Origin of the sequence: Methanolobus sp. ZRKC5 (genome assembly GCF_038446525.1) — an archaeon.
Lineage (GTDB): Archaea > Halobacteriota > Methanosarcinia > Methanosarcinales > Methanosarcinaceae > Methanolobus.
Map to the genome: position 1 here is coordinate 3,027,559 of NZ_CP151792.1, position 26,276 is coordinate 3,053,834.

23 protein-coding genes are annotated in these 26,276 nt (G+C 38.9%); 11 read left to right on the forward strand and 12 right to left on the reverse strand.

The window, feature by feature from the left end:
• Positions 1-32: 32 nt before the first annotated feature.
• From WN948_RS14590 to WN948_RS14600, 3 genes are all read right to left on the reverse strand, one after another.
• Complete coding sequence (locus WN948_RS14590; protein WP_342304896.1) at positions 33-1,385, reverse strand: PqqD family peptide modification chaperone; 1,353 nt, start codon at positions 1,383-1,385, stop codon at positions 33-35.
• Entirely contained in the window at positions 1,382-3,538 is a 2,157-nt protein-coding gene (locus tag WN948_RS14595) for a M4 family metallopeptidase (RefSeq protein WP_342304897.1), read from the reverse strand. Before WN948_RS14595 ends, WN948_RS14590 begins: the two co-directional genes overlap by 4 nt.
• A gap of 618 nt (positions 3,539-4,156) precedes the next feature.
• Complete coding sequence (locus WN948_RS14600) at positions 4,157-4,351, reverse strand: hypothetical protein (protein ID WP_342304898.1); 195 nt, start codon at positions 4,349-4,351, stop codon at positions 4,157-4,159.
• 425 nt (positions 4,352-4,776) lie between these two features.
• On the opposite strand from WN948_RS14600, the gene WN948_RS14605 reads away from it, so the two are divergent.
• Positions 4,777-6,015 carry a uracil-xanthine permease family protein gene (locus WN948_RS14605; RefSeq protein ID WP_342304899.1) on the forward strand — a complete coding sequence of 413 codons (1,239 nt, stop codon included), beginning with the start codon at positions 4,777-4,779 and terminating at the stop codon, positions 6,013-6,015.
• Between the two features lie 72 nt (positions 6,016-6,087).
• Complete coding sequence (gene upp / locus WN948_RS14610) at positions 6,088-6,786, forward strand: uracil phosphoribosyltransferase (RefSeq protein WP_342304900.1); 699 nt, start codon at positions 6,088-6,090, stop codon at positions 6,784-6,786.
• A 71-nt stretch (positions 6,787-6,857) separates the two neighbouring features.
• Here the strand turns inward: upp and WN948_RS14615 are convergent, their stop codons facing one another.
• Positions 6,858-7,514: a protease inhibitor I42 family protein gene (locus WN948_RS14615; RefSeq protein WP_342304901.1), complete on the reverse strand. Its 657-nt coding sequence runs from the start codon at positions 7,512-7,514 to the stop codon at positions 6,858-6,860.
• 802 nt (positions 7,515-8,316) lie between these two features.
• Here WN948_RS14615 and WN948_RS14620 point away from each other — a divergent pair.
• On the forward strand, positions 8,317-9,516 hold the full coding sequence (locus tag WN948_RS14620; RefSeq protein ID WP_342304902.1) for a serpin family protein: 1,200 nt from the start codon (positions 8,317-8,319) through the stop codon (positions 9,514-9,516).
• Positions 9,517-9,829: 313 nt separating this feature from the next.
• Here WN948_RS14620 and WN948_RS14625 read toward each other — a convergent pair whose 3' ends face one another.
• From WN948_RS14625 to WN948_RS14650, 6 genes are all read right to left on the reverse strand, one after another.
• Complete coding sequence (locus WN948_RS14625) at positions 9,830-10,156, reverse strand: hypothetical protein (protein ID WP_342304903.1); 327 nt, start codon at positions 10,154-10,156, stop codon at positions 9,830-9,832.
• 181 nt (positions 10,157-10,337) lie between these two features.
• A complete protein-coding gene (locus tag WN948_RS14630) occupies positions 10,338-11,282 on the reverse strand; it encodes an IS5 family transposase (protein ID WP_342303665.1) in 945 nt (314 codons plus the stop codon).
• A 25-nt stretch (positions 11,283-11,307) separates the two neighbouring features.
• On the reverse strand, positions 11,308-12,276 hold the full coding sequence (locus tag WN948_RS14635) for a hypothetical protein (RefSeq protein ID WP_342304904.1): 969 nt from the start codon (positions 12,274-12,276) through the stop codon (positions 11,308-11,310).
• Positions 12,273-13,859: an Ig-like domain-containing protein gene (locus WN948_RS14640; RefSeq protein ID WP_342304905.1), complete on the reverse strand. Its 1,587-nt coding sequence runs from the start codon at positions 13,857-13,859 to the stop codon at positions 12,273-12,275. The genes WN948_RS14635 and WN948_RS14640 overlap by 4 nt, the downstream gene beginning before the upstream one ends.
• Positions 13,860-13,980: 121 nt before the next feature.
• Positions 13,981-16,566, reverse strand: a complete 2,586-nt coding sequence (locus WN948_RS14645) for an Ig-like domain-containing protein (RefSeq protein ID WP_342304906.1) — start codon at positions 16,564-16,566, stop codon at positions 13,981-13,983.
• Positions 16,567-16,583: 17 nt separating this feature from the next.
• Positions 16,584-17,315 carry a hypothetical protein gene (locus tag WN948_RS14650; protein ID WP_342304907.1) on the reverse strand — a complete coding sequence of 244 codons (732 nt, stop codon included), beginning with the start codon at positions 17,313-17,315 and terminating at the stop codon, positions 16,584-16,586.
• Positions 17,316-17,533: 218 nt separating this feature from the next.
• Here WN948_RS14650 and WN948_RS14655 point away from each other — a divergent pair, with 218 nt between their 5' ends.
• From WN948_RS14655 to WN948_RS14665, 3 genes are all read left to right on the forward strand, one after another.
• Positions 17,534-19,210, forward strand: coding sequence for a hypothetical protein (locus WN948_RS14655; protein WP_342304908.1), 1,677 nt, complete (start codon positions 17,534-17,536; stop codon positions 19,208-19,210).
• 321 nt (positions 19,211-19,531) lie between these two features.
• Complete coding sequence (locus WN948_RS14660; protein WP_342304909.1) at positions 19,532-20,224, forward strand: SatD family protein; 693 nt, start codon at positions 19,532-19,534, stop codon at positions 20,222-20,224.
• The gene (locus tag WN948_RS14665; protein WP_342304911.1) at positions 20,224-20,952 is read left to right on the forward strand and encodes a DUF3307 domain-containing protein; all 729 of its coding nucleotides are present in this window, start codon (positions 20,224-20,226) and stop codon (positions 20,950-20,952) included. Before WN948_RS14660 ends, WN948_RS14665 begins: the two co-directional genes overlap by 1 nt.
• 19 nt (positions 20,953-20,971) lie before the next feature.
• Here WN948_RS14665 and WN948_RS14670 read toward each other — a convergent pair.
• Positions 20,972-21,654 (reverse strand): IS1 family transposase gene (locus WN948_RS14670; protein ID WP_342303728.1). Its coding sequence is split into 2 segments (ribosomal slippage): positions 20,972-21,325 and positions 21,328-21,654, totalling 681 coding nucleotides; the frame shifts between segments, so codons are not numbered across the junction.
• A gap of 163 nt (positions 21,655-21,817) precedes the next feature.
• Positions 21,818-22,642 carry a sulfite exporter TauE/SafE family protein gene (locus WN948_RS14675; protein WP_342304912.1) on the reverse strand — a complete coding sequence of 275 codons (825 nt, stop codon included), beginning with the start codon at positions 22,640-22,642 and terminating at the stop codon, positions 21,818-21,820.
• A 302-nt stretch (positions 22,643-22,944) separates the two neighbouring features.
• On the opposite strand from WN948_RS14675, the gene WN948_RS14680 reads away from it, so the two are divergent.
• The 5 genes from WN948_RS14680 (at position 22,945) to WN948_RS14700 (ending at position 25,992) form a co-directional block, all read left to right on the forward strand.
• Positions 22,945-23,109: a hypothetical protein gene (locus tag WN948_RS14680; protein ID WP_342304913.1), complete on the forward strand. Its 165-nt coding sequence runs from the start codon at positions 22,945-22,947 to the stop codon at positions 23,107-23,109.
• A gap of 335 nt (positions 23,110-23,444) precedes the next feature.
• On the forward strand, positions 23,445-23,765 hold the full coding sequence (locus WN948_RS14685; protein ID WP_342304914.1) for a hypothetical protein: 321 nt from the start codon (positions 23,445-23,447) through the stop codon (positions 23,763-23,765).
• Between the two features lie 47 nt (positions 23,766-23,812).
• Positions 23,813-24,145: a hypothetical protein gene (locus WN948_RS14690; protein WP_319507667.1), complete on the forward strand. Its 333-nt coding sequence runs from the start codon at positions 23,813-23,815 to the stop codon at positions 24,143-24,145.
• Positions 24,146-24,663: 518 nt separating this feature from the next.
• On the forward strand, positions 24,664-25,452 hold the full coding sequence (locus tag WN948_RS14695) for a formylglycine-generating enzyme family protein (protein WP_342304915.1): 789 nt from the start codon (positions 24,664-24,666) through the stop codon (positions 25,450-25,452).
• 216 nt (positions 25,453-25,668) lie between these two features.
• Positions 25,669-25,992, forward strand: coding sequence for a hypothetical protein (locus WN948_RS14700; protein ID WP_319507666.1), 324 nt, complete (start codon positions 25,669-25,671; stop codon positions 25,990-25,992).
• Positions 25,993-26,276: the final 284 nt, after the last annotated feature.

The window sequence follows — 26,276 nt, forward strand, 5'->3', positions numbered from 1 at the left end:
TTTAACAGGCATTAAGCCTGCATGGTTCGAAGTCATTCACCGGAATTCACCAGCCAGCAATGACAATTGGACTGGAAGATATCCCCATGGGCAAAATTAGCTGCAATACAACTTCCCCTACACACGGGAAGCCAATCGCACTCCTGACAACTGCCTTTTACATCCGTGGCTTTCAGGCTCCTGAAATAATTCAGGAAACGGGAGTTATCCCATATCCACTGGAAATCGTGTTCTTTCACATTCTCAGTCTCTGCTCCTGAAAAGTAGTTGCATGGGAGGACTTCTCCGCTTGATGTGACAGTGCAGTATCCAATGGCACCATCGCATCCGATTCTTGTCTCAGCATCAATCCCCTGTTCTGGTGGAGGGCTGAAAGTGCACTCGAATTCCATTGGAGCTATATTGAGTTCGTTTGCCTCTTTCTTAGAATGAAGGAACTCCGTCAGTTCTCCCATTCTTGCAGGAGCGACTTCCAGTTCATCAGCATACTTGCCTCGTCCGAATGGAACAAAAGGCAGGATGCGGAATGTTTGAACTCCAAGATTTTTTCCAAGTTCGTAGAGCTCAGGGATGTTGTCGATGTTCATTGTAGTAACTGTGGCTGCAAGTGTGACGGGAACGCCTGCTTCCACAAGAAGCTCGATTCCCTCCCTTGTTTTCTGCCACGAGCCGGGATGCTGGCGAAACTCATCATGCACGGCAGACTCGGAGGAATCAAGGCTCACCTGTGCACAGGCACCTATACTGGCAAGTTTATGTGCAGCTGTCTCATCTATCAGCGTTCCGTTGGTAGCAACCTGTATCATGATGTTCTTTCCTGCTGCATATTCGGCAATCTCGAAAAAGTCCTTCCTGAACATCGGCTCACCACCACTAAGGATCAATTGTCCGACCCCAAAATCTGCAAATTGGTCTATCAGTGTGCAACACTCGTCAAAACTTAACTCTTCTGTGCCCTCTTCACCTGCACTAACAACGCAGTGCTTGCATCTCAGGTTGCATTTTGCTGTCAGGTCCCATAATACGCCGGCAGGAGCCGGGAATTTCCAGTAGTTAAGCCTATCTTTGCGCCACCAGAGAACTCCTTCATTTGTGAGTTTCTCAAGCAGGGGTATACTCATGTCAACAACGTCGTTCCTGTCAGTCTTATAGGACTTCGAGATCTCAGTGATGACCTCATCAAGTGTCCTGTATCCATCACACAGCTTCAACAGCCAGAAAGCAGGCTCATTCAGCTCATTTTCCTGCCCGGTAAAGGGGCTTTCTATCACCCATACATCCTCTTCCTGATTGATGCGGAAGGGGAAATATGGCACAAGCTCATCCCTATCTAAAATAGAAAAGGGTCCGGGAATAGTTCCCGGTTCGTTTTTCAGTAAGCTCACCTAATTTCCCCAAGCATTACAAGGGTCTTCTTTCTCCAGTCATTCATCTTAGCTTCCGATATTCCCAGGACCTCTGAAAGTTCACTTATCTTCTTTGAGTTCTCAGTAGCCTTCAGGAACTCTCCCAGATTCTGGATGGATCTGGCTTTGAAAAGAGTCGCAGTTTCAGGACCGATTCCTATAATTTCCAGTATATCTGTTTTCACCGTTATATCCGGTCTTATGCGGATCTCCGGATTATAAGGCATTGGATCAGGCCCTGGCAGACATGACAGTCCAGGTGACGGTGGACATGCCGTATATGGCGAAGGCGGACATACTATCATTGGTGATGGTGGGCATATCAGGTCCGGTGATGGTGGACATATTATATGTGGCGATGGCGGACATGTAAAACCTGGTGAAGGTGGGCATATATATGGTGCAGGAGGGCATGCGAAACCCGGTGCAGGTGGGCATAGTATATGTGGCGATGGCGGACAGATGGATGGAGCTATCCAGCATATTAGCGGACAGATAACCGCGGTGCCAATACCCACAGCAGCAAAAGCATTGATAATGCTTGCTCTCCAGCGTGAATAATGCGGGTTGGTTGAGTAGAGATCATCAAGTGAATCCAACACCGCATCTTTCATATCACTAAAATCGGAACTTGAAACCAGATAGGTTGTAAGTGCCTGGTAGTAAATAAGACCAAGTACGTCGCGTCCAAGTCCTTCACATATCCTGATGCCTCGATGAGTGCCACCAGTTGCTATCAGGTAAGCGGCTTTGTTCATAATACCGCTGTTTATGTGGACACCACCGAAGTCTGCGGTACCGGTATATTTGTCAGTCATGTGGTCAGGTTGATGACCTGCAATAACGCTGTCTATCGGATTTGCAGGGTCATACAGTCCGCCATTGGTTGGGTCTTCCATATTGCGTGAACCAGGTGCGGATGGAAGTAGCCATGCATCTTCTCCAAAGAGCCAGTCACCGGTTATCAGAGCGGCAAAGACATCCGACATGGATTCATTCAAAGCACCGGATTCATTACTATATACCAGTCCTGCAGTGTACTCAGTAACAGCATGTGTCCATTCATGGGAGATTATATCCTGTGCACAAAGTGGATTATATCTTATTCCATCTCCGTTTCCTATCTTGACATAACTTCCATTCCATGATGCATTATTCCAATCTGTTCCGCAGTTGGCATAAATATGCATGTCAGCTCCGGCATTATCGTAGCTGTCACGTCCGTGTACAGTAAAGAAATAGTCAAACACCATCCTCGTGTAAAGATGACAATCAACATCAGGCCCCTGAGCTGCTGCAGACCAGTTGTTATTGTTGTCTTCAGAGACAGGGGCAGGAGGATAGCCACCATTGGCATCGTGAGTAATTACCCTTCCAGAACTGGGTATCGATTGATCTTCAAGTAGATATTTGGCTGAGCCATGATCGTGTAATGTGCTAATAGTTGATGCACCTGCATATGTTCCTATTCCTGAACCGGTGGTACTTGTATGTGTCTGCTCATTATTGTATTTCCAGACAATTTTCCCGGTCAGTGCATCAACAAAGTATTCCCATTTTGCAGGCGTTTTATCGCCATTTAGCATTTTATCCATACCATTGACAGTCACATGCCATACAAGATGGGGTGTTTCGATGAACTGTGAAAGTATCATAAGAGTAGGCTCTGCATGCAGGCGTTCCTTAGAATTATTCCTATCATCGCCAAGTACTATTTTCAGAGCTTCTTCATCCTTGATTTTTGGTTTTTCCGGAAGTTTGATTCCAGGTGTTAGTTTCCCTGTTGTTCCTTTGATGCTATTATTTGCATCAATATGAACTATCACTTCACTGCCAAATACAGGTAAGTCCTTGTAGACCTGCTGCATACGAACATGTCTGGTGCCGATTCTGTCAGTATCTACTCTCTTAAGCAGCATTTCCTTTTGAACGGATTCCAGTAAAAAAAGTCCCTTGTTCCCATCAAGGAAATCCAATGCAGCATTTACCGGATCTTTCTGCTCATTCCGGGCCAGAACACCCTTCAATCGCAGTGGAGCGCCTGTTTTATCATCCCACTTTATCTCAACATTCGGATCGATGTTTTTAAGAATATTTAATGCATCTTTTTGTTTCTTTATGGGTTCATACATACCCTATCTCCCCTGAATATAGTTTGCACTATTAGTTTGTTTTAAATCCTGATCATTGAGAACACCGTTTAAACATTCAGACTTAGTTCTCCCCACTAAGTTCTAAATATGAACTCTCCCATTTATAAATCAGGGCTTATAAATTATAAAGTTTCCTCTCAAAGAGTATTGAAATTACTCTTTGGGGTAAAATAAAAAATCGGGTAACTATTCAGCCTGATAAAAACGCTATCAATAACAATCTTGACAAAAAGTTGAAACGTAAATTTCATTAGAATCATTTATTTTGATTGTTGCTATTGATTGCTTTTTTGATTGTTAGATTGTTAGTGAGCAGACATCTCTATTTCGATGAAATCAGTACCAATAGGCAAATCGTGCCAGGCTGAATAGTTACAAAATCGGTAACTATTCAGCCTGATAAAAACGCTATCAATAACAATCTTGACAAAAAGTTGAAACGTAAATTTCATTAGGATCATTTATTTTGATTGTTGCTATTGATTGATTTTTTGATTGTTAGATTGTTAGTGAGCAGACATCTCTATTTCGATGAAATCAGTACCAATAGGCAAATCGTGCCAGGCTGAATAGTTACAAAAATCGATATAAAGGCAATTATTTCTTTTCTTTTTCCTTCTCTTTCTGTTCTACTGTAGTGTTATCACACCAGGCATCAACTTCGAGGTCTCCTGCACTCTTTGTCTCGTCATTTTGTTCTGGAACCGTACACCAGGTATCTATTTGTTCATCCAGAGGTGGAATCTCTATGTCCTCTAGTTTTTTCCCTTTTATTTCTTTCTTTTTATCCATCAGATGCCTCCTTAAATTCTTATCGTTTCTGTTTGTTCAAAAATGTTTTGTAACTATTCAGCCTGATAAAAACGCTATCAATAACAATCTTGACAAAAAGTTGAAACGTAAATTTCATTAGAATCATTTATTTTGATTGTTGCTATTGATTGCTTTTTTGATTGTTAGATTGTTAGTGAGCAGACATCTCTATTTCGATGAAATCAGTACCAATAGGCAAATCGTGCCAGGCTGAATAGTTACAATGTTTTTACACTCCTGGAAGATGCAACCCAAACAATATTAATCATGAAGAATGAATATTGATTCGGGAAAAACATTGTCATAATCAAAAACTTTGGTAGTTTCATCTATAATATATCTGAAGGAAAAATGACTGCTAAAGTTGAAATAGAGTTAGTTGAAATTATTTTATGGAGATTGGTATGAAACGAATTGTTTTAGGATTCCAGCACGTTCTGGCTATGTTCGGTGCAACTGTTACTGTTCCGCTTGTAGTCGGTTCTGCTATAGGACTTCCTCTTTCGGATATTGCAGTGATGATGCAGGCTGTTCTTCTTGCAATGGGAATTGCAACCCTGTTACAGACATTTATAGGTTCTAAGTTCCCAATTGTTCAGGGTTCGAGTTTTGCCTTCATTCCAGGCCTTATTGCTATTGGTTCCGGTATCGGACTTGCTGCGGTGGAAGGTGCTTTGATCGTTGGTGGTGTAATTGAAGGACTGACCGGAGCTTTAGGACTCATCGGAAAACTGAAAAAGCTTTTCTCACCTCTTGTAACGGGTATAACAATTATGCTTGTGGGTTTCTCTCTTGCCAATGTGGCAGTCCAGTATTCTTTTAATTATTTTGCAGATGCTTCCGGTTCTAGCATTCTGCCTTCTTCAATAATAGCTCTTGTAACATTCATCACTACAATTCTTGTTGCGTTGAAAGCAAAAGGCACCTTCAAGACCATGCCGGTCATTGCAGGTGCTTTGGTAGGATACGTCCTGAGTATTGCATTTGGAATTGTTGATTTCGGGCTTGTGAAAAGTCTTCCGTTTTTCAGCTTGCCCAAATTGCTTCCATGGGGGACTCCGGTATTTGACATCAGTGCCATTATTATAATCCTTTTTGCATTCATGGTTAGCATAATTGAAAGTGTGGGTGACTATCATGCAATATCAACTATTGCTGACCTGCCGATTGACAACAAGAAAATAAATCGTGGTATTGGTTCGGAAGGTCTATCCTGTTCTATTGCCGGTGTATTTGGTGCATGTGGTACTACCAGTTATTCAGAGAACATCGGGCTTGTGGCTCTTACAAAAGTATCAAGTGTTCAGGTTGTTCAAATCGGTGCAGGTATTCTTATACTGTTCTCACTTATACCTAAGTTCTCCGGCCTCCTGGCCTCTATTCCTGCGCCTGTATTGGGTGGTCTGACAACGGCACTCTACGGAATGATCGGAGTCACGGGTCTTAAACTTATAAAAGACAAGGTAGAATTGAATGACAGAAACACGCTCATTCTGGCAAGTTCACTGGTATTGGGTCTTGGTGCTCCACAACTGCCGGCAGAATTCCTGGCAAATTTCCCGGACATAATTGCAAGTATCCTTGCATCAGGAATGGCGGTGGGTGCCATATCAGCAATAATAATGGACCAATTGCTCAAATAACAAAATCGTTTGTGACAAGTAAACTTAATCAGATTAACAAATTCAAATATAAATCTAAATTCAGGTGGAAATATGATAAAAGACGAAAGATGGGAGACTGTCTATTCATTTGAGGATTCTCCGTACCTTATGGAAATACTTACCGAGCTTCGGTCAAAGGAAACAGAGAATATCAGATTCAGGAAAGGTCTGGTGAAACTTGGAAGATACATGGGTTATGAGTTTACCAAGACAATGGATTTTAAAAAGGTAAAGATCGAGACTCCTCTTGAGAGTATGGATGGCGTTGCTTCCGGTGACAGGGATCATGTATATATCATCACAGTGCTCAGGGTTGCCATACCACTCATGGAAGGCCTCATTAAGACACTGGAACATTCAAGAGTAGGTATTGTATCCGCTTCCAGGGGCAAAGCGCCTGATTTTGAGATTGAGATGAGTTATATCAAAGTTCCTTACATGAGGGAGGAAGACACAGTAATTATCTGTGACCCAATGATTGCAACAGGTTCCACTCTTCTGAAAACTGTAACTGAGATCAAGAAATGTGGGAATCCCAAGAGAGTTGTTATCATAGGAATACTTGCAGCTCCGGAAGGCATAACAGCTCTTAAGGAGGAACTGCCTGATGTTGAGATTTACGTGACAAAGATCGACAGGGAACTCAACGACAAGGGTTACATCCTGCCCGGTCTTGGTGATGCAGGTGACAGGGCATTTGGTGAACCTATAAATATCTCCATGCTCCCATTGATGCACAATCTTGAATAAATAGAAAAGCGCAAAAAATATAATTTGATCTGTTACAGATACAACAGATCACCTGTTTTTCTTTATTTGGTTTATAGGACCTGATTTATGGTCCTTAATTCTATGATCTGTCCCCACATGTGGAAACTCATCATATCATCACGTGGATATGCTGTAAATCTAACTTCTGTGCCGTCAGTACTCAATTCTTCTGGTAAGTTTACAGGATCATACTTTACGTCAGAAGTTCCAATGATTCCATAGAAACCGCCTTCAATGTCGTTGTATGTTACTTTTCCTTTGTCGGTTATAAGTTTATTCTCAGCAAGCACCCTTATGATCAGATCATAGTTGTTCTCGGTCCCTGTCCTTTCTTCCCATGGACGGATGTATACTGCGGATATGCTTTGCTCTTCTGTGTCAGTGACTTTAAAGATCCATTTGTGAGAACCACCTGCACCTACAAGGTTTACATTCATGCTTTCTTGAAGGAACATATCCTCTCTAAGTTCAAGTCCACTGCTGTATGTCATATTCCATGAATAACCGGTTGTGGGATTCTCTTCAAGGTTGACAACAATTGTATCACCAACGATGGCATAGACTGTGTTCTGGCTGTCATTCTCTGAATACTCATGGTGAAGAGGTGGTATTGCTTTTGTTGTCACGTTAGCATCGTCGGTATTTTCTGTATGCTCATCGGCATCTGGCGTTGTAGTAGCATTATTGTCTTCAGTGTTGTCTGACACACAACCTGAAGTCATACATATAAGAATGACAACCGCTGAAACTGTAAGTAATCTGATGTTTAACCTCAATAATTCATCTCCTTTAATTATTATTTATTCTGTTGATTGTTATTAATTTGGTTGTTCTTCATATAGATTTCATTAATTTTGCTTGCGTCCATAGCTATGGTTTACGGCAATATCTGTCGATTTTAAAGTGGAATTAGAATATCAATTTTCGTAAGCTTAAAAATTTAGGCTCCGTAGAAATCATCGATATTCAGGCGAGAATGAAAATTAATAATTATTTAAAACGACTGCTCGATATTGAATGAATTTTATAATTTTGCCCGATTGACATTGATTTTAATAGGTTTTCTACAGAGCCAAAATTTATATTAGTTACATATAATACTCGATTTGTCCGAAAAATAGATTTACCCGAATATTCATGATTTTGTCGGAAAATTCATGTTGTTATCCGATAAATAATCTGTTTTGACCTTATTTTAATGCGCTTGAATGGGAGCAGAGGTCTATAGGAAATAATCACTTTTGACAGATTAAATCAATTTGTGGCTTTACATTGCTGATGGAAATCCCTTTCACGATTTTTATTATGTTCACTTCATGAAAATTTTTTAGTTCCATGTAACCTGTTAAAATGGGTTGAAATTACTATCAATTTGACCATAGCGTCTGTACATTTAATAATTCTTATACGTTTCAGTGTAAATTTAACAGGTACCACAAAAAGTTTATGCATACCTCTAAATTAAAGATTATGAGATTTTTAAAAATAATAACATTAGTTTCATTATGCGTGTTTTCATCACTTTTCCTTGGTTGCGTTGAAGATTCAACTGTAAATACAAAGACTATTATCAGTGCAGAATCCGTTGAGGAATATGATATTGCAACAGCAAACAATGCTTTTGCTTTTGACATGTATTCAATGATAAAAAATAATGGTGAAAATGTCTTCTTTTCGCCATACAGTATATTTTCTGCAGTGGCTATTTGTTATGATGGAGCTGAAGGTACTACAAAAGAACAGATATCAAATGTATTTTACTATCCTCTTAGTAAACCTGTTCTTGAAGAAAGTTCGAAAGAGATGATAGGCACAATTAATTCTGGTAACGATGAATACGAACTTAAATCCGCGAATGCACTATGGGTTCTTAAAGATTATACATTGAATGAACAGTATGTATCTAATGCAGAAAACTACTATAGCGGGAAGGTAACACCACTTGATTTTGCAGGACAAACAGAAGAATCCAGACTTGTAATCAATGATTGGGTTGAGGATAAAACAAATGACAAAATAAAGGATCTGCTGGCTAAAGGAACCATTGATGGAAGTACAAGGTTAATAATTACCAATGCAGTCTATTTCAATGGTACATGGCTACAGGAATTTGAAGAAGCAGGTACAAGAAAAGGAGCATTCTATCTTTCCGATGGGCGGGAGAAGAAAGTTGACACGATGTATGTCGTAGGTACATTCAATTATGGGGAAGATGAGAATGCCAAAATCTTAGAATTGCCGTATAAGGGTGATGATATTAGCATGTACATTATTCTTCCATCTGAAAATGACATTGAAGGCTTTGAAAACGATTTTACGCTTGCTTACTACAAAGAGCTAAAGGAAATTCTTAATTCGGACCAAGTAAAAATCTTGTTGCCAAAGTTCATGTTTGATACAAAAGCGGAATTAAATAAACCATTACAGAACATGGGAATCGTTGATGCCTTTGATTCAGACAAGGCTGATTTTACAGGAATCAGTGCCAATGGTGGATTATTCATATCTGAAGTAGTACATCAAGCACACATTGGGGTAAACGAGAAAGGAACTGAAGCTGCTGCTGCAACGGCTGCTATGATGCTAACATCAGGGATAGTATCAACCTGGCAGTTCGAAGCTGACCATCCATTCATGTTCTTCATCGAGGACAAAAGAACGGGTTGTATACTCTTTATGGGAAAAGTTGAGAAACCTGAATCAGAGTAAGTATCATAATGGTATTTCCTCTACTTTTTTACTTTCTTTGTATTCAGTTCAAAGTGCCATCCTTTCACTCTTAAATCGATAATTCATAACTTTGACTGAATAATACTGCTTTTGTCCGAATAATACCTTATTTTTCGGACAATAACCTTTAAGAATGACATTATTGCTTAAAAGTCGATAAGACATAAAGGAAGCAACTAAAATATCAAGTAACAGAAAACTATATGCGACCATTACAGTGAGCTAATCAGTTTCTCTGAAATGAATTACGATGACTGGGAATTGATAATTTCTGTTCTCATGATTTTTACGTTCAAAGCTTCGTTTTGCCAAAAACAAGCAGTATAGCACCGGCAGCAACTGCCATATATGCGACATATTGAACTTTTACAATATCAGTAAATGATGTTTTCTCATTTTGTCCGTTAATAATTGGTTTTGCATTGAATGATGGACTAATACGCTCTATTTGACTAATATTGTAATGAAGGTGCTCAGTTGCGTTCTGTGAAATATTTTCTGCTGGGATATCTGCTTGTGGGGGTTCAACCATACCGCCAATTGTGCTTTCTATCTCTCTAAGAGGTTGAACCGTCGAGCTGATAATAAATCCTCCGCTTTGCGATGCTGTCAAAGGCATGGAAGTACCGGAGATGCTGTAAGGTATTGTGTAAAATATTCGGGCAAAGAATACAGAGGATTTCGATATTCCCTCATTTTAGATCATTAAAGTATTCAAACTCAATTATATCCTCTCATTTTTTATCATTTTGTTTAATTTCTCTTCATTAATCCTTATTTTTAGTATAGCTCCCGCTATCCTAAATTACTCCTTTGGTTTTTAGTGTCCTCAATTGATGCAGATTAAAACAAAAAGCTGTCATCAACATTTTTGCATTCACTCTTTCTACAGTTGTAACAAGAACCTTTCTGGTTTTAAATATTTCTTTTGTCACTGCATACACTCTTTCGCAAGGGACTCTTTTCACACTTATTCTTTCATTTCTGAGGATATCCATTATTCCTAAAGGATGTCCTCTTACAGCTCGTTGCATTGTTGCTGCAAAACCTTTTGCTATTGCTCCAAAATATCCTTTATCTCTATACACCACTTCACCCTTTTCAGACAGATCAACCTGTGAATCGTGAAGTGATGCAGTTGTTGTCTCAAATCTTCTGATTAGTTCATAATCCTTATCAATAATTGTATGAAGTTTGTATCCAAAGTGAGATTTACCATTTTTCTTAGTCCAGGTTCCATCTTTGCTTCTTCTTGTTTTCGCATCTTTTCCTCTGAGTACATCTGCTTTTGCATGTCCTGGATCTGAGTGAATAAAAGTTGCATCCTGGATCATTCCTTTTTTAATCTTCAAACCAAGAGCATCAAGCTGATTCTGCATTTCATCCCACACCGCTTTTTCTTTACCATTGTCGATAATTCTCTTCCTGAATGACCAGACAGTTGTACTGTCTGGTACATATTCAGGAAATCCCAGGAATTTCCTAAAGGATATCCTGTCAATACACTGCTTTTCAAGCTCAGCATCAGAAAGACCATGCCATTGTTGCAGAACAAGCATCTTGAACATTACAATAACATCAGCTTCAGGCCGTCCGCCTGAAGCTGTTCTGTTTATGTACATTGACTCCAGAATAGGGCGAAAAGGCTTCCAATCTACTAAATATTCAATTTCAGCAAGCTTATCTCCGACAGATTGGAGACGCTTATATTCTTCATTTAAGGCAAAATCAGTAAAAGAATCCATAATAGTAAATTTGCTTTGCTATTATTTAAATTTTATTAAATTGTATGAGTATTGATGGTAGTTTCTCGAAATCCTCTACAGGTATTCCTTCATATTCGTGGAAGAACCAGTTACTCCATGATTCACCGGGGTGTAAAGTGGTATTAAGATCATATTCCTTTATCAATGTCGTATTATTAAGCATTGTATCAGAAACGTATACTTCTACCCGATATAGTGAATAGTCAAAATCACTGGAATCTTCAACTATAACTCCAACCCGCCAGTTGTCACCATAGATGTTTTCCTTTTCAACTGTGAATGTAGTATCAGTAATTGCGGAAACCGATAGATTGCTTTCAACTGCATATACCGGACTTATGAAAGATAGGTTAGAAGGGTTTATGTTGATATCAGAATTAGCCTGTGTGCTAAATGTGATGCTGAGCGTTTCTTCAGAACCCGGTGATAGCTCAAATTCACTCCAAAGACAGGTATTATTTAAAAATGATGAATTTCCTCTGGAGGATTCTATTGTTCTATATACAAGTTCACTGGAAAAATCCTTCTCAAAATCAATTATGGAAATATTCTCATTCCCGGAATTATTCATTGTTACTGTGAATACTACTTCCTGTTCTATTCCCTGTGTAATCTTCACTGGTGTAAAAGACTCCCTTACAGACAAGGGTATGGCGACGTCAGAGCTAAGTATGCTGTAAGGTATCGACGTGCTTGAATTAGGTTCAAGGTGCTTTATATGTTTTGATCCAAGTGATACCTGATCACTGAAGTTTATGCTTATATCCGAAACAGTATGGTTCAGTGATGGATTTGTCAGGTACAGTATGCCAGTAACATTGTCATAGACAGAGCTTCCATCAGGATAAAAGACCACACCGGTTAAATATTCTGAACTTCTAAGCTGGAGATTCAAGGGCACAGCATCTGCGTTAAATGTAAAAATGGATCCCGAAATAACTAATGCCAGCAGGACAATTGATGAATACTTCATGAGTGACCGGCTCCTGTATTGAAAAGATCGGTCACATGATACTCTCCGGTTCCGGTGAGCACATAGGTTATATTTTTGCTTTCTCCTGCTACAAGATCCAGGTTCCAGTAGTATTTGTTATTCTGGGATTCATTGTAACCGGGAGAAGAGCCTGCTATTGTAAAATTAACAGGAACAATGTCATAAACTCTTATACCTGTCATATTATAATCAACGAGACTTGTCTGGTTAAGAGTTATATTGAAGCTGTTAATCGATGTTCCGGATTCTATCATTTTTATGACACTGAAGTTTATGAATTCTGGTATTACATTGTTTACTGTTAAAGTAACAATTTCTGTATCATTCATACTTCCATCAGATACGTTGAATTCTACATAATATGTGCCATTGTCATCATAATCAGGTGTCCACGTAAAAATATTATCTACCAGTGTCCCGAATGTGGCATTTGTGTTGTACGTAACTGAATCCCCATCAATGTCGGTTGCATTGAATGTAATAGTTAGCAGTTCGGATTCGTTCACTTCTATGAAAAGCGATTCTGCTTCCAGCTTGATCATCCATGCTTCTGTATACCATAGACCGTCTGGTAGCATGTCACCCACAGCTATGAATTCATTATCATCAGTCATAGTAAGCGAGTACAGGTAGTCGTTAGAATCTCCTCCAAGTGTTTTGTTCCATAGCTCGTTTCCCTGCGAATCAGTTTTGATGATCCATCCGTCGTATTTGTAACCTCCGGCAGGTGATTCTGTGTTACCTGTAATTACATATCCACCGTCATCCGTGCTCCAGACATCATAGTATTTTCCGCTTTGTGGGCTTCCAAACGACTTGTTCCAGGTGGCATTTCCATTACTATCTGTTTTGATCAGCCAGATACTTCTGGATCCACCTAAATTCGTTTTTTCCCCTGCAACTATAAATCCCCCATCGCTTGTCTGTTTTGCAGAATGTGCTTCATCCGAATATGATCCGTCGTAACCATCAAAAGTCCTGTTCCATTCTTCATTACCGTTTGAATCGGTTTTTATCAGCCACGCATCATGGGAACTAGTTCCAAATGAATTTGTTTCGCCTGCAAGAACATATCCTCCATCATTTGTTGACGTGACAGAATAGGTGTAATCACTACCATTTCCACCAAATGTTTGATTCCATACGTGGTTCCCGTTGTCGTCTGTTTTCACCAGCCATCCATAATCTATGAAATTATATGATTCATCAAGTAGGGAAGTTCTGCCTGCAAATACATATCCGCTGTCGCTGACCTGCATCACAGAACGTGCATAGTCATCTACAATTCTTCCAAATGTTTGGTTCCACTCTTCTGTTCCATTTTGATCTGTTTTTATCAGCCATGCATCAGAAGACCCTGCTCCGTATGAATTTGTCTGTCCTGCAATAATGTATCCATCATCATCTGTCTGCTGAACAGAGTAAGCATAGTCGCTACTTGTAGTGCCAAAAGTATTGTTCCACTCTTCGGTTCCATCTGAAGTTGTTTTAATGTAACTATTCAGCCTGATAAAAACGCTATCAATAACAATCTTGACAAAAAGTTGAAACGTAAATTTCATTAGGATCATTTATTTTGATTGTTGCTATTGATTGCTTTTTTGATTGTTAGATTGTTAGTGAGCAGACATCTCTATTTCGATGAAATCAGTACCAATAGGCAAATCGTGCCAGGCTGAATAGTTACGTTTTAATTAACCATACATTGTGGTATCCTTCTCCAAAAGAACCGGAGTCCCCTGCTATAATGTATCCATCATCATTTGTTTTTTGCACAGAGTATGCGTAATCACTTGCATCTCCTCCAAATGTGCAATTCCATACTTCTGGTGGTGCAACATATTGCATGTTGTCACTTGTGAACGAAAGAACAGGTGCTCTGTTTGTGTTATTTACCGTGATGACTACAACTTCGCTGTCTATCAGGCTCCCATCTGAAACGTTGAAACTCACATGATATATTCCGTTGTCATCAAAATCGGTTGTCCAGGTGAACATATTGTCACTTAGGTTTCCAAAGGTCGCGTTTGTGGAGTATGTCAGTATATCGCCATCCGGATCAGTTGCATTGAGTATTATTGTCATTGATTCTGTCTCGTTCAGTGTCCTTGAACTCAATGTAGAGATTCCCTCTTCCACATTCATGGACAGTGATGGTTTTGAGCTTACATATTCTCTGACCTTGACCCAGTCATATTGCATTGTGTATAGCTGCGGAAGATAGTCCGAATAGGGGTCAATAACATAATTATTCCAGAGCAGCACACTCAGGTTTCCGGTGGGGATGCCTGATGTGAGGTTCTTGACCTCGACACCGTCCTGGTAGAAGGTTATTCTGGATTTGTCCTCACGATCGAACCTGTATTCATGAAACTGTGTTGGAGTATCAGCTGTAAACGAATTGCTGCCCAGCGTACTGGTGTCTGCCAGATGTGTTGAGGACTCGGTCTTGAATCCGATCCAATCCCCTGCATAATAGGCATCTTCACAGCTTGTCAGGTAATTGAAGTACTGTTCGCTGCCATCACCACCAAGCAGGACCTTTGCTTCCCATGTGGTATTAACTCCAAATGTGTCGTCAGTGCCTGAAAATATACTGCTGGCCGGATACATTATCAGTATTCCATTTGATATGCCCATACTGTACTGCATAATTTGCCATTTACTTGTATTCAGGGTTTCGAAATCATCATAGAAGAGATAGACATTATCTGCGTTCTCAGGTGGATTCATAGCTGAAGAGTTACCGTAATACATGAAGTAATCGTTACTAACCGAATCTGCTGTTATCTCTTTCTGTGTCTTTATCCATATCTTTGTGGATGCATTGTTCCAGCTTGAATTCTCATCCAGGATTCTGTCAAGTTCTGCCCATCTGCTGTCATTCCAGTAAAGAACTCTCAGATCATCCCCACTAGCCGTTGACCTGCCATCATCGACCATATTCGAATGGTTAAAGGTAATTGATGCGGAATATCCAGAGCTTATATTTGAAGAAGCAGCGTCAATCACTATATTCTGGCGATACTGATAGTCCTCATTCCACCATATTGGGTCAGTAGTGAGCATCATTGGTGCCTGGTTCGTCTCCATAACATAGGTTATCAATATAGGTATCCAGTCAAGTTCGACTGTGTTGTTTCCTATATCTTCAACCTTAACTTGTATATTGTCATTATTTATTTTGTCAGGTGTCCATTGTGTCCAGTCTTTAACATTTATAAGATAAGACGTCTGATTATCTGTCAGTACCTGTGAGCCGTTTTGTGTCAACCATGTACTTCCGCCATCACAACTTACCTGAAGCTTAATGCTGTCAGGACTTTCCTCAGATGGATATGTTGACATAGCATCAATTTTGACATTAACAGCGAGTATAGTTGCGTTAGCAGGCAGATTGAAATTATAGCCTGAATAAATATTCCATGTTTCATTAAAAATGGAATTACCCCCTTCATCAGCATAAGCATTGGTTGGATCTGTGCAAATTCCAGAGTTATCAGTAGGGGAAACATATCCTGAAATGTAAAGGAGTATTGGTTCAATATCTATTGGGTCTATTTCTATTGGGCTTATTTCATTCAATTCCATACTTGCAGTTACAGTTGGTGCGGTAGTGGTTCCCAAAAGTTGTGTTGTACTGGATTCTATTTCCTCAACATCAGGAGCATATACCTCGAATTCTGTGGTGGTTGCACCTGTTATGTTCTGGTTATCAATAGCTGAAATAGTCACAACTTTCTGACCCGTTGAACTGGCTGAATAATTAGCTGAAAAAACACCGTCTGATGCATAGGTGCTAACAGTCAGGTTATCTATCGTAATATTCACCGATGCATTTACCGGTGCTTGAGTAGCAGCATCTGTGATATTTCCAGACAGGAATATTTCGCCTAAAGGATATTGTTGTTCGAAACTTGTGTTTATGGATAGTGTCCGTATATCGAATGCGCATGTCTCACTGACCTGTTCTCCGCTTACAAGAATTATGTATGTACCCAGAACCACTCCCTGCTGTGGGGAGTATTCTGTAAGATAACCATGTTCCGATGGGGTTAGTGTTAGCTCTGTTAGTCTATTTAATGGGTCAATGACATGTGCTGTTACGTTGCTTGTCTCGTTTATGGATATGTATGTTGTTTCCCCGGGATTATAGGATTCTTTGTCTGTGATTATAACTGGCTGTTCTGCAAGTGCTGTTGCTGAAAACTGAAAAGCTACTGCTACAATGATCATCAGTGATAATTGTTTGAATAGCGTAGCCTTCATCCTTTTCATCACCTATATTATTTGTCGGATTTCCACTGGCGGTATGACCACAAGCATATTATTCCAAATATCATTATCAAGAAAATCAATGACCATTTGAACGGCAGTTTTGGAAGCGGCAGGGGTCCATATTCAAAATTGAGTTTCCATGTGTTATTATCTATATCATTATTTGTCCAGACTATTGTGTCATCGATACTTAGGGCAGGATAATTGGAGTATGATAAATGCTTTCCATCAATGTCTGCTTCCATCTTTGCATTTTCAATTGGTATGCTGGATGGTTGTATGCTATAGGTGACCTGGTCAAATATCAGCCCATTTTCAACAATGTCATCTGTTGTATATTCGATCGTTATTGTCCGGCTCTCTCCGGGTATTATGGGTATCCAGAATCCATACTTTATTGTGGTTTCATTCTCGGTGGCGGATACCTCTACATCATTTATTATTGTGCCATCATCAAGTTTTACAGAGACGTCTGATATATCCATGGCTTGAGCATTTCCAGTAAAAGGAACAGGCAGTCCTAAAAAACGTGATGTGCTTTCTGTACTGAGCGTTATGTATCCATATCCCGGAACAACGGTTTTATCGATAATATTCCTGATAGTGAGTTCTTCAGTTACGTGTGTACCGTCAGAATGCACATTTAGTGTTACATTATAGTGTTCCCATACTTCTACTAAAATCTCTCCATTTGCAGAAATGCTGGTTGCTAATAGAATAGATACCAGCAAGAATGCCATTGTAGCTACCTTTATTTCCCTTCCTCCTTTTTAATCAGATTTGCACAACAAACAGTTATTATACTTTTTGTAAATATACTAACATATGTATAGTATATGCGCATATGCACAATTAAATATTAATTAAGCAGTACATGGTATAATAATATATGTGTTATTATATTTATTAAAAATCATTGGAGAGATTTCTTTTGGGTAGGAATGGAACGCATAGTAATTTGATAGGAACAATAGTTTTCATATTCGTTTTTTACATCGTCGTATCAGCTGCAGGCGCAACAGAAATATTGGATGTTCAGGTAAGTGAATCCATTGACGTAAGTGATTTTTTTAATGGGTCGTTGACAAGCGGTGATGCATCCGGCTCAGGACAAATAACGATCAAAAATACATTATCCTCAACAGATCTATACGATGTGAACATCAGTTTCAATAATGGAACAACGTCATCTTCAACCTGGTCTTCGTCATCAAGCGGCGTATATCTTGATACCAGCAACAGTGCATTTGTGCAAGTGCACATTAACTATCTTGGCCATGGTGATTCCGTAGCAATAAACTATGATTGTTCTGGTTCAAGACCAGTTACTTTCAATGAAAGTTATTCAGCAAACAAGATACTGGTCAATGATTCGACCGATGTGAACCTTGAAATAGAACGAAACATTGACTCAACAATAAGCTCTATTACATTCACAAAAGTAGCTTCTGACAGTAACATTAATTCCGTGGCCGATTTTCGTTTCTCTGATGCCAGTGCAAATCTGGGTGCGGTAACAAATCCTTCAGAGGATACTGTCATGTGGACGGTATCAGAACTTAATTCATCTGTTACAAATGCCACTCTGACTTTCACAGCTACTGAAAATGATAGTGCAGCTCATATAGCTTCATCACCACAGTCAGCACAGGAAATGTTCCTGGGTAATGGCACATTGCAGTTTACGGTCAATAATGGAGTTCAATCGGGAAATAATGTTTCAGTTATAGGGGCTCCTATCGGCACAACCCTTAATTTCATGTTCGATTTGCAGAAGAATCAGTTAGATAGTTCAGAGGGTGGCTCAGGCGGAGATGATTGGGGATTTACGCCTACCATCACCAATACTGATACAGAGAGTATAGATTACACTGTTTCAGCTGTAACAATGTATGTAACGACCAGCAGTAGTCTTGATTACAGCTCAGCAGTTGAAACTTCAGTTAATAGCAGCGTAGGTACTCTTTCACAATCAGACGTATGGACGCAAGATGAATGGAAAATATATGATTTCCCTGAACCAGTGCCCGTTGGATGGCTGGATGTAAATCTAAGTGTAGATCTTACAGGCAGCCAGTTAACTGAAAGTTATCTTTCAATAAATGGTACGTATGAGATAATTGAAAAAATATACATCATAAATGGTTATCTTGTGGAAGCCAGGAAAACGATTACAAAGAACGATACAGACTCTGATTACTATGATATTTCCCTTTGGGTACACAATAAAGGTGATCTTGCTACACCTCCTACAGTAGTTGTATACGATATAATCCCACAGGGATTCACCAATGCTTCCTGGGTTACTGATCCTGATGGTAGTACGTCTGTGCTTTCTCCGGTTACCGGAACTGCATATTGGTGGGATGTAGGTGCTTTACAGGCAGATAGAACTGCTGGTAATCAGACATACGTGAACTATACAGTAGAAGGAAACTCGGATGTCTATCGACTCACTGACCTGTTCATACTGGGTATTGACCCTGCTTATTCCCTGAATATGCAGACAACACCGGTGCTCAGAACTGGTGCCAATGTAGCAACAAGAAATGATAGTGGTTCATTGATAGGTATGATGTCTATGATGTTGTTCATGGTTGGGATTGTGGGTAACAGGAGAAATAAGAGAAACTGAAAATTCTCTTATTCTTCCTTTCCTTAAGCTATTTTCATTTTTTATAATTCTACAATTCAAAAGTATGTAACATACGGAGTGCTTGTATTCACTGTTTTCATTAATTGAAGGCTTAACACTCAATTTTCTTAAATTGCTTCATATTCTGCATTTAGTGTTGTAATCTAAAACATTGTACTCGTAGCAAAGATCTTTATGCATTTATAGTGATAAAATATAAGTCCTATAACTACTAATAACAAAATATAATCTAAATAAGCTATATAAGTAAAATATAATCTTTAAAACTTATATTTGTTTTTACAACTGAGGTTCAAGGTTTTGATTAATGAAAAAGTCTTATATGCTGTCATAACAGGGGATCTTGTACAGTCATCCCAATTAGAACACGAGACCAGAGAAGAAATGATTGCTTATCTTCGCGATTCGCTTATGTTCATAGAGGATCACTTACAACTTCACGATACTATTTTTCTTCCTTTTGATATATTCAGAGGAGATAGTTTTCAGGTAGTTCTTAGCAAGCCAGATCGTGCATTACTTGCTTCTGTACTCTTATCCCAAAGGCTTAGTCTGTTCAATGAAGGGTCAAAGGATTTTGCGGCAAGGTTATCAATTGGCATTGGAACAATTGAGTATATCCCTGACTCCGGTAACATAGGAGAGGCGGATGGCGTGGCTTTTCGACTTTCCGGAAAAGCGCTTGATACGATGAAGCAAAAAGGTCAAAATCTGCTAGTTACAACTCCAAATCCGGCTCTGAACCTGATGTTTGAGACTCAGTGCTCTTTTTTTGATCTCATAGCTGGCAGGTGGACAAATATCCAGAAAGAGATAATTCTGGAGAAACTCTCTGGTTCAACCCAGGAAGAGATAGCCTCAAGACACGGTAAATCTCAGTCAACGATTTCCCAGAGTCTGAAAGCTTCGGGTTTTGATGGAGTTAAGAAGTTCCTTTTTAACTATGAACACTTATTTGAATATGAGGATGTATTTGTAGAGAGTGATAAGTGATGGACCCGGGTCTTTTGAATATATCTCTGCTTGCAAAACTTATTCTTTCACACCTGCTTGCTGATTTTGTATTCCAGACCAGATCAATGGTAAATGACCGTTTTGAGAACAAATGGCGTTCAAAATGGCTTTATATACATGGTCTGACTGCCGGTTTACTTGCATATATCCTTTCAGGTGCCTTCATTTATGTCTGGCTTTTCATTGCCTACACGTTTTCTCATGTATTGATCGATGGTTTCAAATCAACCAGAAAAGATGATCTTAAATGGTTCACCCTGGATCAGGCAGCCCATTTGTTTACCATTCTTATAGTCTGGATCCTTATAGCAGGACTAATACCAATTATGAAAATCTTGCCTACTGTTCCGTTTGCAGGAACGAATCTCTGGATTCTGCTTGTTGCATACGTAATAACAATATGGCCCAGTGGTATTGTAATTGGTAAATTTACTGAAGCCTGGCAAAATGACAAAGATGGAAATGAAGGCACAGGTCTATCAAATGCCGGTCTGTGGATAGGTCGTCTTGAACGTTTCCTTCTCCTGACCTTTGTGTTGCTAGATCAGTATCAAGCTATCGGTTTGTTGGTTGCTGCAAAATCCATATTCAGGTTCACAACCGATAGGAAGGTGAGTGAATATATATTGATAGGCACTTTATTGAGTTTTGCAATTGCGGTTTTTGTGGGGATTATTACTAAATGGTTGCTTGATGTGGGATTTTAGATATGGTTTTTTGGCATTGTTAATTAAACATAGCTAGTTCTTTATTCCTATATTTCATCAAGAGCAAAACGGAGATTTTTAGCATTTCAAGACTTTTAGTATAACACTTTGACTTTCTCCTTAGTCTTGCCAGGAAATGCCTAAATATGCTGTTGTATCCTTCAACAGTATATGTTTCTGCTTTTGATCGAGTATGGATGTTTCTGGGGACTAACTTGGCATATGCCCTCCAATAATCCGTCATTACTTCCCCAACCTCTTTTGTCTTTAACTTTTTCCAGAGTTTTTGTCCTGTTTTTGTTCCTCTGCTGCCAAAAGAGCAATCGATGAATTTCTTCCCATATCTATCAACAGCAATCCATATCCAGCAGTAGTTTTTTTATTCCCAATATAAGTATGCATCTCGTCCAATTCCACAACAGAAATCTCATTTTCACTTTTTAGATCCTCTAATTCACTACCAAATTTTCGAATCCATTTTTGAACAGAAACATGACTAACGCCCAAAAAACGTCCAATTGAACGAAATCCCAACCCCTCCAGATAGAGTTGTAAAGCCTGTCGCTTAACAGATACGGGGCTAGCGGTGGATTTTATATCTACTGAATAGTTGTATCCACAATCATGGCATTTGTAGCGTTGTCGACCATCAATCCTACCGTTCTTCTTATGACTGGAACTCTTACACTTTGGACAATTCATATATAAAAAGAGGCCATCATATTATATAACGATGTTTAATTACCAAAGCCGGTTTTTTTTATGTAGGTTATATTCTATCAAAAGGTCTTAACCAAAAATCCCCAATTTTTCAATCAAAAAAACTATTATTTGGCCACATTGATTTTCTTATTAAAAAATAAGTTTATAGTGGTAATCCCAACCAGCTATAAACTCCAATCATTTTCAATCCCATGTATGCCATCACTACAATAAAGAGATTTTTAAGGTTCTTATGAGATAATTTGTGTGCAATTTTAGAGCCAATATATGCCATCGGTACGCTGGTACCTGCCAGAAGTACAAACTGAAGCATATTCACATAGCCCAGAGAATAAGCAGGTAAACCTGCAATATTCCAACCGTTATATACGTATGAAAGAATTCCACCAATGGCAATAAGAGCCATTACTGCCGTGGAGGTGCCTACTGCCTGATGCATTCGGAATTTCAATCCCATTACCATAATAGGGATCATTATAACTCCTCCACCAATACCTATTATTCCAGATACGAGTCCAAGGATAATTCCTGCAACTGCATATAATACAGGGGATTCGGTAATCTTTTCGTCTTTGTGTGGAGGTTTGGCTGTCAACATTCTTGCAGCTCCCAGAAGTATAACAAGTCCAAATGCGATCTTTAACACATCTCCGGGAAGATTGCTGGCAACATAAGCTCCTCCAATAGCACCACAGAATCCAAATGCTCCAAGATAAACTGCCTGTTTCCAGAGTACGGCTCCTTTTTTATTGTGCCCGTAAGCTCCACTAATTGCTGTTGGAAGAACTACAGCAAGATTTGTTCCAAAAGCAATACGTATTGCAATAGTAGGATCAACTCCCATTTGGCTCAAAACCCAAAACTGAATGGGAACCATAATAAAACACCCTCCTACACCCAAAATTCCAGCTGCTAGTCCAACAGCTAATCCTGTAATGAGTAGACTAATTATTAAAATTATTTCCATATATTGTTCCTTCTTTTTCTCGATTTATGCTAACCTCATCAAATAGTATTTCAGTATTATTTGAAATGCTCCATAAACATATAAAACTTTCTATTTCAATCGAATTTGAAATGTTATTGTGCAAACTAAACGAAAGTTCGATTTTCGGTCAAAATGTGACTGTAAAGTAGGTATTTGACCACAAACTCGGTTATTTCACTCTAAAGTAAGGTACTTTATGAGCAAGCTCATGATAAAAACTTTAAGTATAATTAAGTAGTACAAAGGATGCCGATGTACTACATTGGTAAAAAGGTGAAAATATGGATATAGCAACAACACTGAGGTATAAGGTCATAAACCTGAACCATTTCAGACGATGTACGATAAGCAGAATGAACTATCAGCTTTCTTCATACTGGAAAAAAGAAACACATATCCCTGCTTTCAATGTAAAACCCGTAAAAGCTTCCAGTTTAACAATATGATTCAATCCTCATGAAAAACGAACTGCCATCTCTTTAAAAAAAGGCTTACAGGTTTCCAATATTTGTAGAGTCTCAAGTCTATGTGGGTGCATTGCACCCCAACTTCTCCACACCTCCTTTTTTTATTTTAATGTTTTACTTAATGGTTTTAAGTTTTAGGCTTAAAACGCAAGATTTAAGCATGTTGTACACATACAAATCTACTAAAATATATTAAAATGTTATCAAATGGATTGATTTTCAGGCAATTGGCCAATCTTTTTAAAATTTGTTTGATATATATTCGTCAATATTTGTAATACATTTGTCAGGAGGTCAGTAAAATTACAGTCATTATGTCATTGGAAAATATATGCAGGAACAGAACAACGATTCTGGCCCAGCATGAAGGTAAGAATACACGTATAAATGTTAATACTACCTGTGAAAAGATAAAAAAATGGGGTAATGAGTTCAACCTTCCGAAAATTGATCTCATGGATAAGGATGTAGCTTTTGATTTGCTTAACAAAAAAAGGGAAATGTGTTCTATTTGCAGTAATTGCTATGTGCCTCCAACGGTGATGAGTGCTTACTGGATAGAGAATGAGAAGATCCCTAAAGATGTCGCACGTGGATACAAAGGTGTTGACATAAAATTCGAAGAGATCAAATGAATAGCGTTGAATGAATTATTTCAATTCTTGAAATGGAGGGTAAGTATATGGTCGTTACAATGTCAGTCGATTCTCTTTGTGGTTACAAGACCTACATAACAGCGGTCACTGAAGGCAGGAAGAGTCACATACATATTGAAACAGGGTGTGAGAAGTTGAAAAAGTGGGGTTGTGATTTCGATCTCCCCAATGCAGATCTGGCAACTCAGAATATTCCTTACTATGAACTGTTAATGAAGAGCATGAAGAACAAAATATGTGACAATTGTTATGTGCCTGCGACCGTAATGAATGCATACTGGGTAGAAACTGAAAATATCTCAAAGACTCTCGCAAGGAAAATAGAAAAAGTAGAGCTTACCATTGACAAGATAGAATGAGCTTTTTTAGCTCTCTTTTCTTACCTTTGAAATCTATAGTGCAATGCTTTTGAAGAATGGTTTATTGTGTCTGAGGCGCAAAAACGTAACTATTCAGCCTGGCACGATTTGCCTATTGGTACTGATTTCATCGAAATAGAGATGTCTGCTCACTAACAATCTAACAATCAAAAAAGCAATCAATAGCAACAATCAAAATAAATGATCCTAATGAAATTTACGTTTCAACTTTTTGTCAAGATTGTTATTGATAGCGTTTTTATCAGGCTGAATAGTTACCAAAAACTAACAATAATATAAGACATATATTCCTTCAAAGGATAATAATGGCAATTGGGAGAATGCCATTATGTGAGGGTCAGCTTGCAGGGAGAATTCTGGAAATATTTCTGGCTTATTTAGTTATAAATACTGATTACTGGCACAGTACTTTTGAGCTGTGCGTGGATTATTTGATTCCTGAACTGAGAAAATGACCAGAATAACATCTCCTGATATAAGAGTATAGGGTGTGGAATATGGGTCATTGTGAAACAGTAGGCAAAACTGGTAGAAATAGCAATAGACAAAAAGAAACTGAAAAGACTGCTAAGGGATATGTCAAAGGATCTGAATATGAAAATGGGCGCAGAGTTTACACAAACTCCATTGGGATGGAATTCGTGCTCATCCCTGCAGGTAAGTTCATAATGGGTTCGAAACAGGACGAAACCTCAAGACCGGTTCATGAAGTTACAATTTCAAAACAATTTTATATTGGAAAATATCCGGTAACACAAGAAGAATGGGTGTCAATAATGGGCAGTAATCCATCTTACTTTAAAGATCATGATGACCATCCGGTAGAACAGGTTTCATGGAATGATGCACAGGAGTTTGTTAAGAATCTGAACGCAAAAGAAGGTACTGATAAGTATCGCCTGCCATCTGAGGCCGAATGGGAGTTTGCCTGCAGGGCAGGTACGACAAGTAAATATCCTTTTGGAGACGATGAATCTGAACTGGAAGAGTATGGCTGGTATTTAGGAAACACGACCCATCCGGTAGGACAGAAGAAACCCAATCCCTGGGGATTGTATGACATGCATGGTAATGTTTGGGAATGGTGTCAGGACAAATGGCATTCAAATTATGAGGGTGCTCCTGCTGAGAATAGTGCCTGGGAAGGTGATGCCAGTTTCCTTCGTGTTGATCGGGGAGGTTGCTGGAGCAGTCTTTCCAGGTTCTGTAGGTCTTCACGTCGAAGTGGCTATATTCCCGACGACTGTTACGGGTTTACGGGATTCCGTGTTCTCATGGAACTGTAATAACTAAAATTTATGTTTTTCAAAACAATAGCATAAAGTAAAAATCATAATCTATTTTTTTAAGTCGGCAAGGTTCAGAGAGAAAAACATATATTCACGTTGTTAACAATACTGAATATTCTAGAGTATTCTTGCATTTTGTCAGTCCGGTTTAAACTAGGGACACTTACTTTACTGTAAAAACTAAACTATGAATTAGAAAAAAGGAGATTTGATATGGGATCTGTCGTACACGTAAACTCAAGCATCTGTGGTTTCATACATATAGTAAAAGGACAACTTGATGGGACAAATATTATCATAGATATTGAAACGCCCTGCCCAAAGGTAAAAGAAATGTCTCATATGGATGTTCCAATGATGGAAACTCTGTACATCAAAGATAACTATGTGATGGACAGAGCACAAGAAGCTCTTTGCTGTCCCGGATGTATCGTACCAACAGGTGTTATGCATGTCTGCAGGCTGGAGTCAGGGATGATCGCAAAGAGTCTTGCAAAGCAAGTAGAGACAATGACTATTGAGTTCAAGGAAGGCTAATATCCCGGCCTATTAATAATCAAGCTTTTTATTCGGGCTATAGGTAAAAGTACCTGTGTGTTTCATTTTTCATCTTTTTTTGTAACTATTCAGCCTGGCACGATTTGCCTATTGGTACTGATTTCATCGAAATAGAGATGTCTGCTCACTAACAATCTAACAATCAAAAAAGCAATCAATAGCAACAATCAAAATAAATGATCCTAATGAAATTTACGTTTCAACTTTTTGTCAAGATTGTTATTGATAGCGTTTTTATCAGGCTGAATAGTTACCTTTTTTTT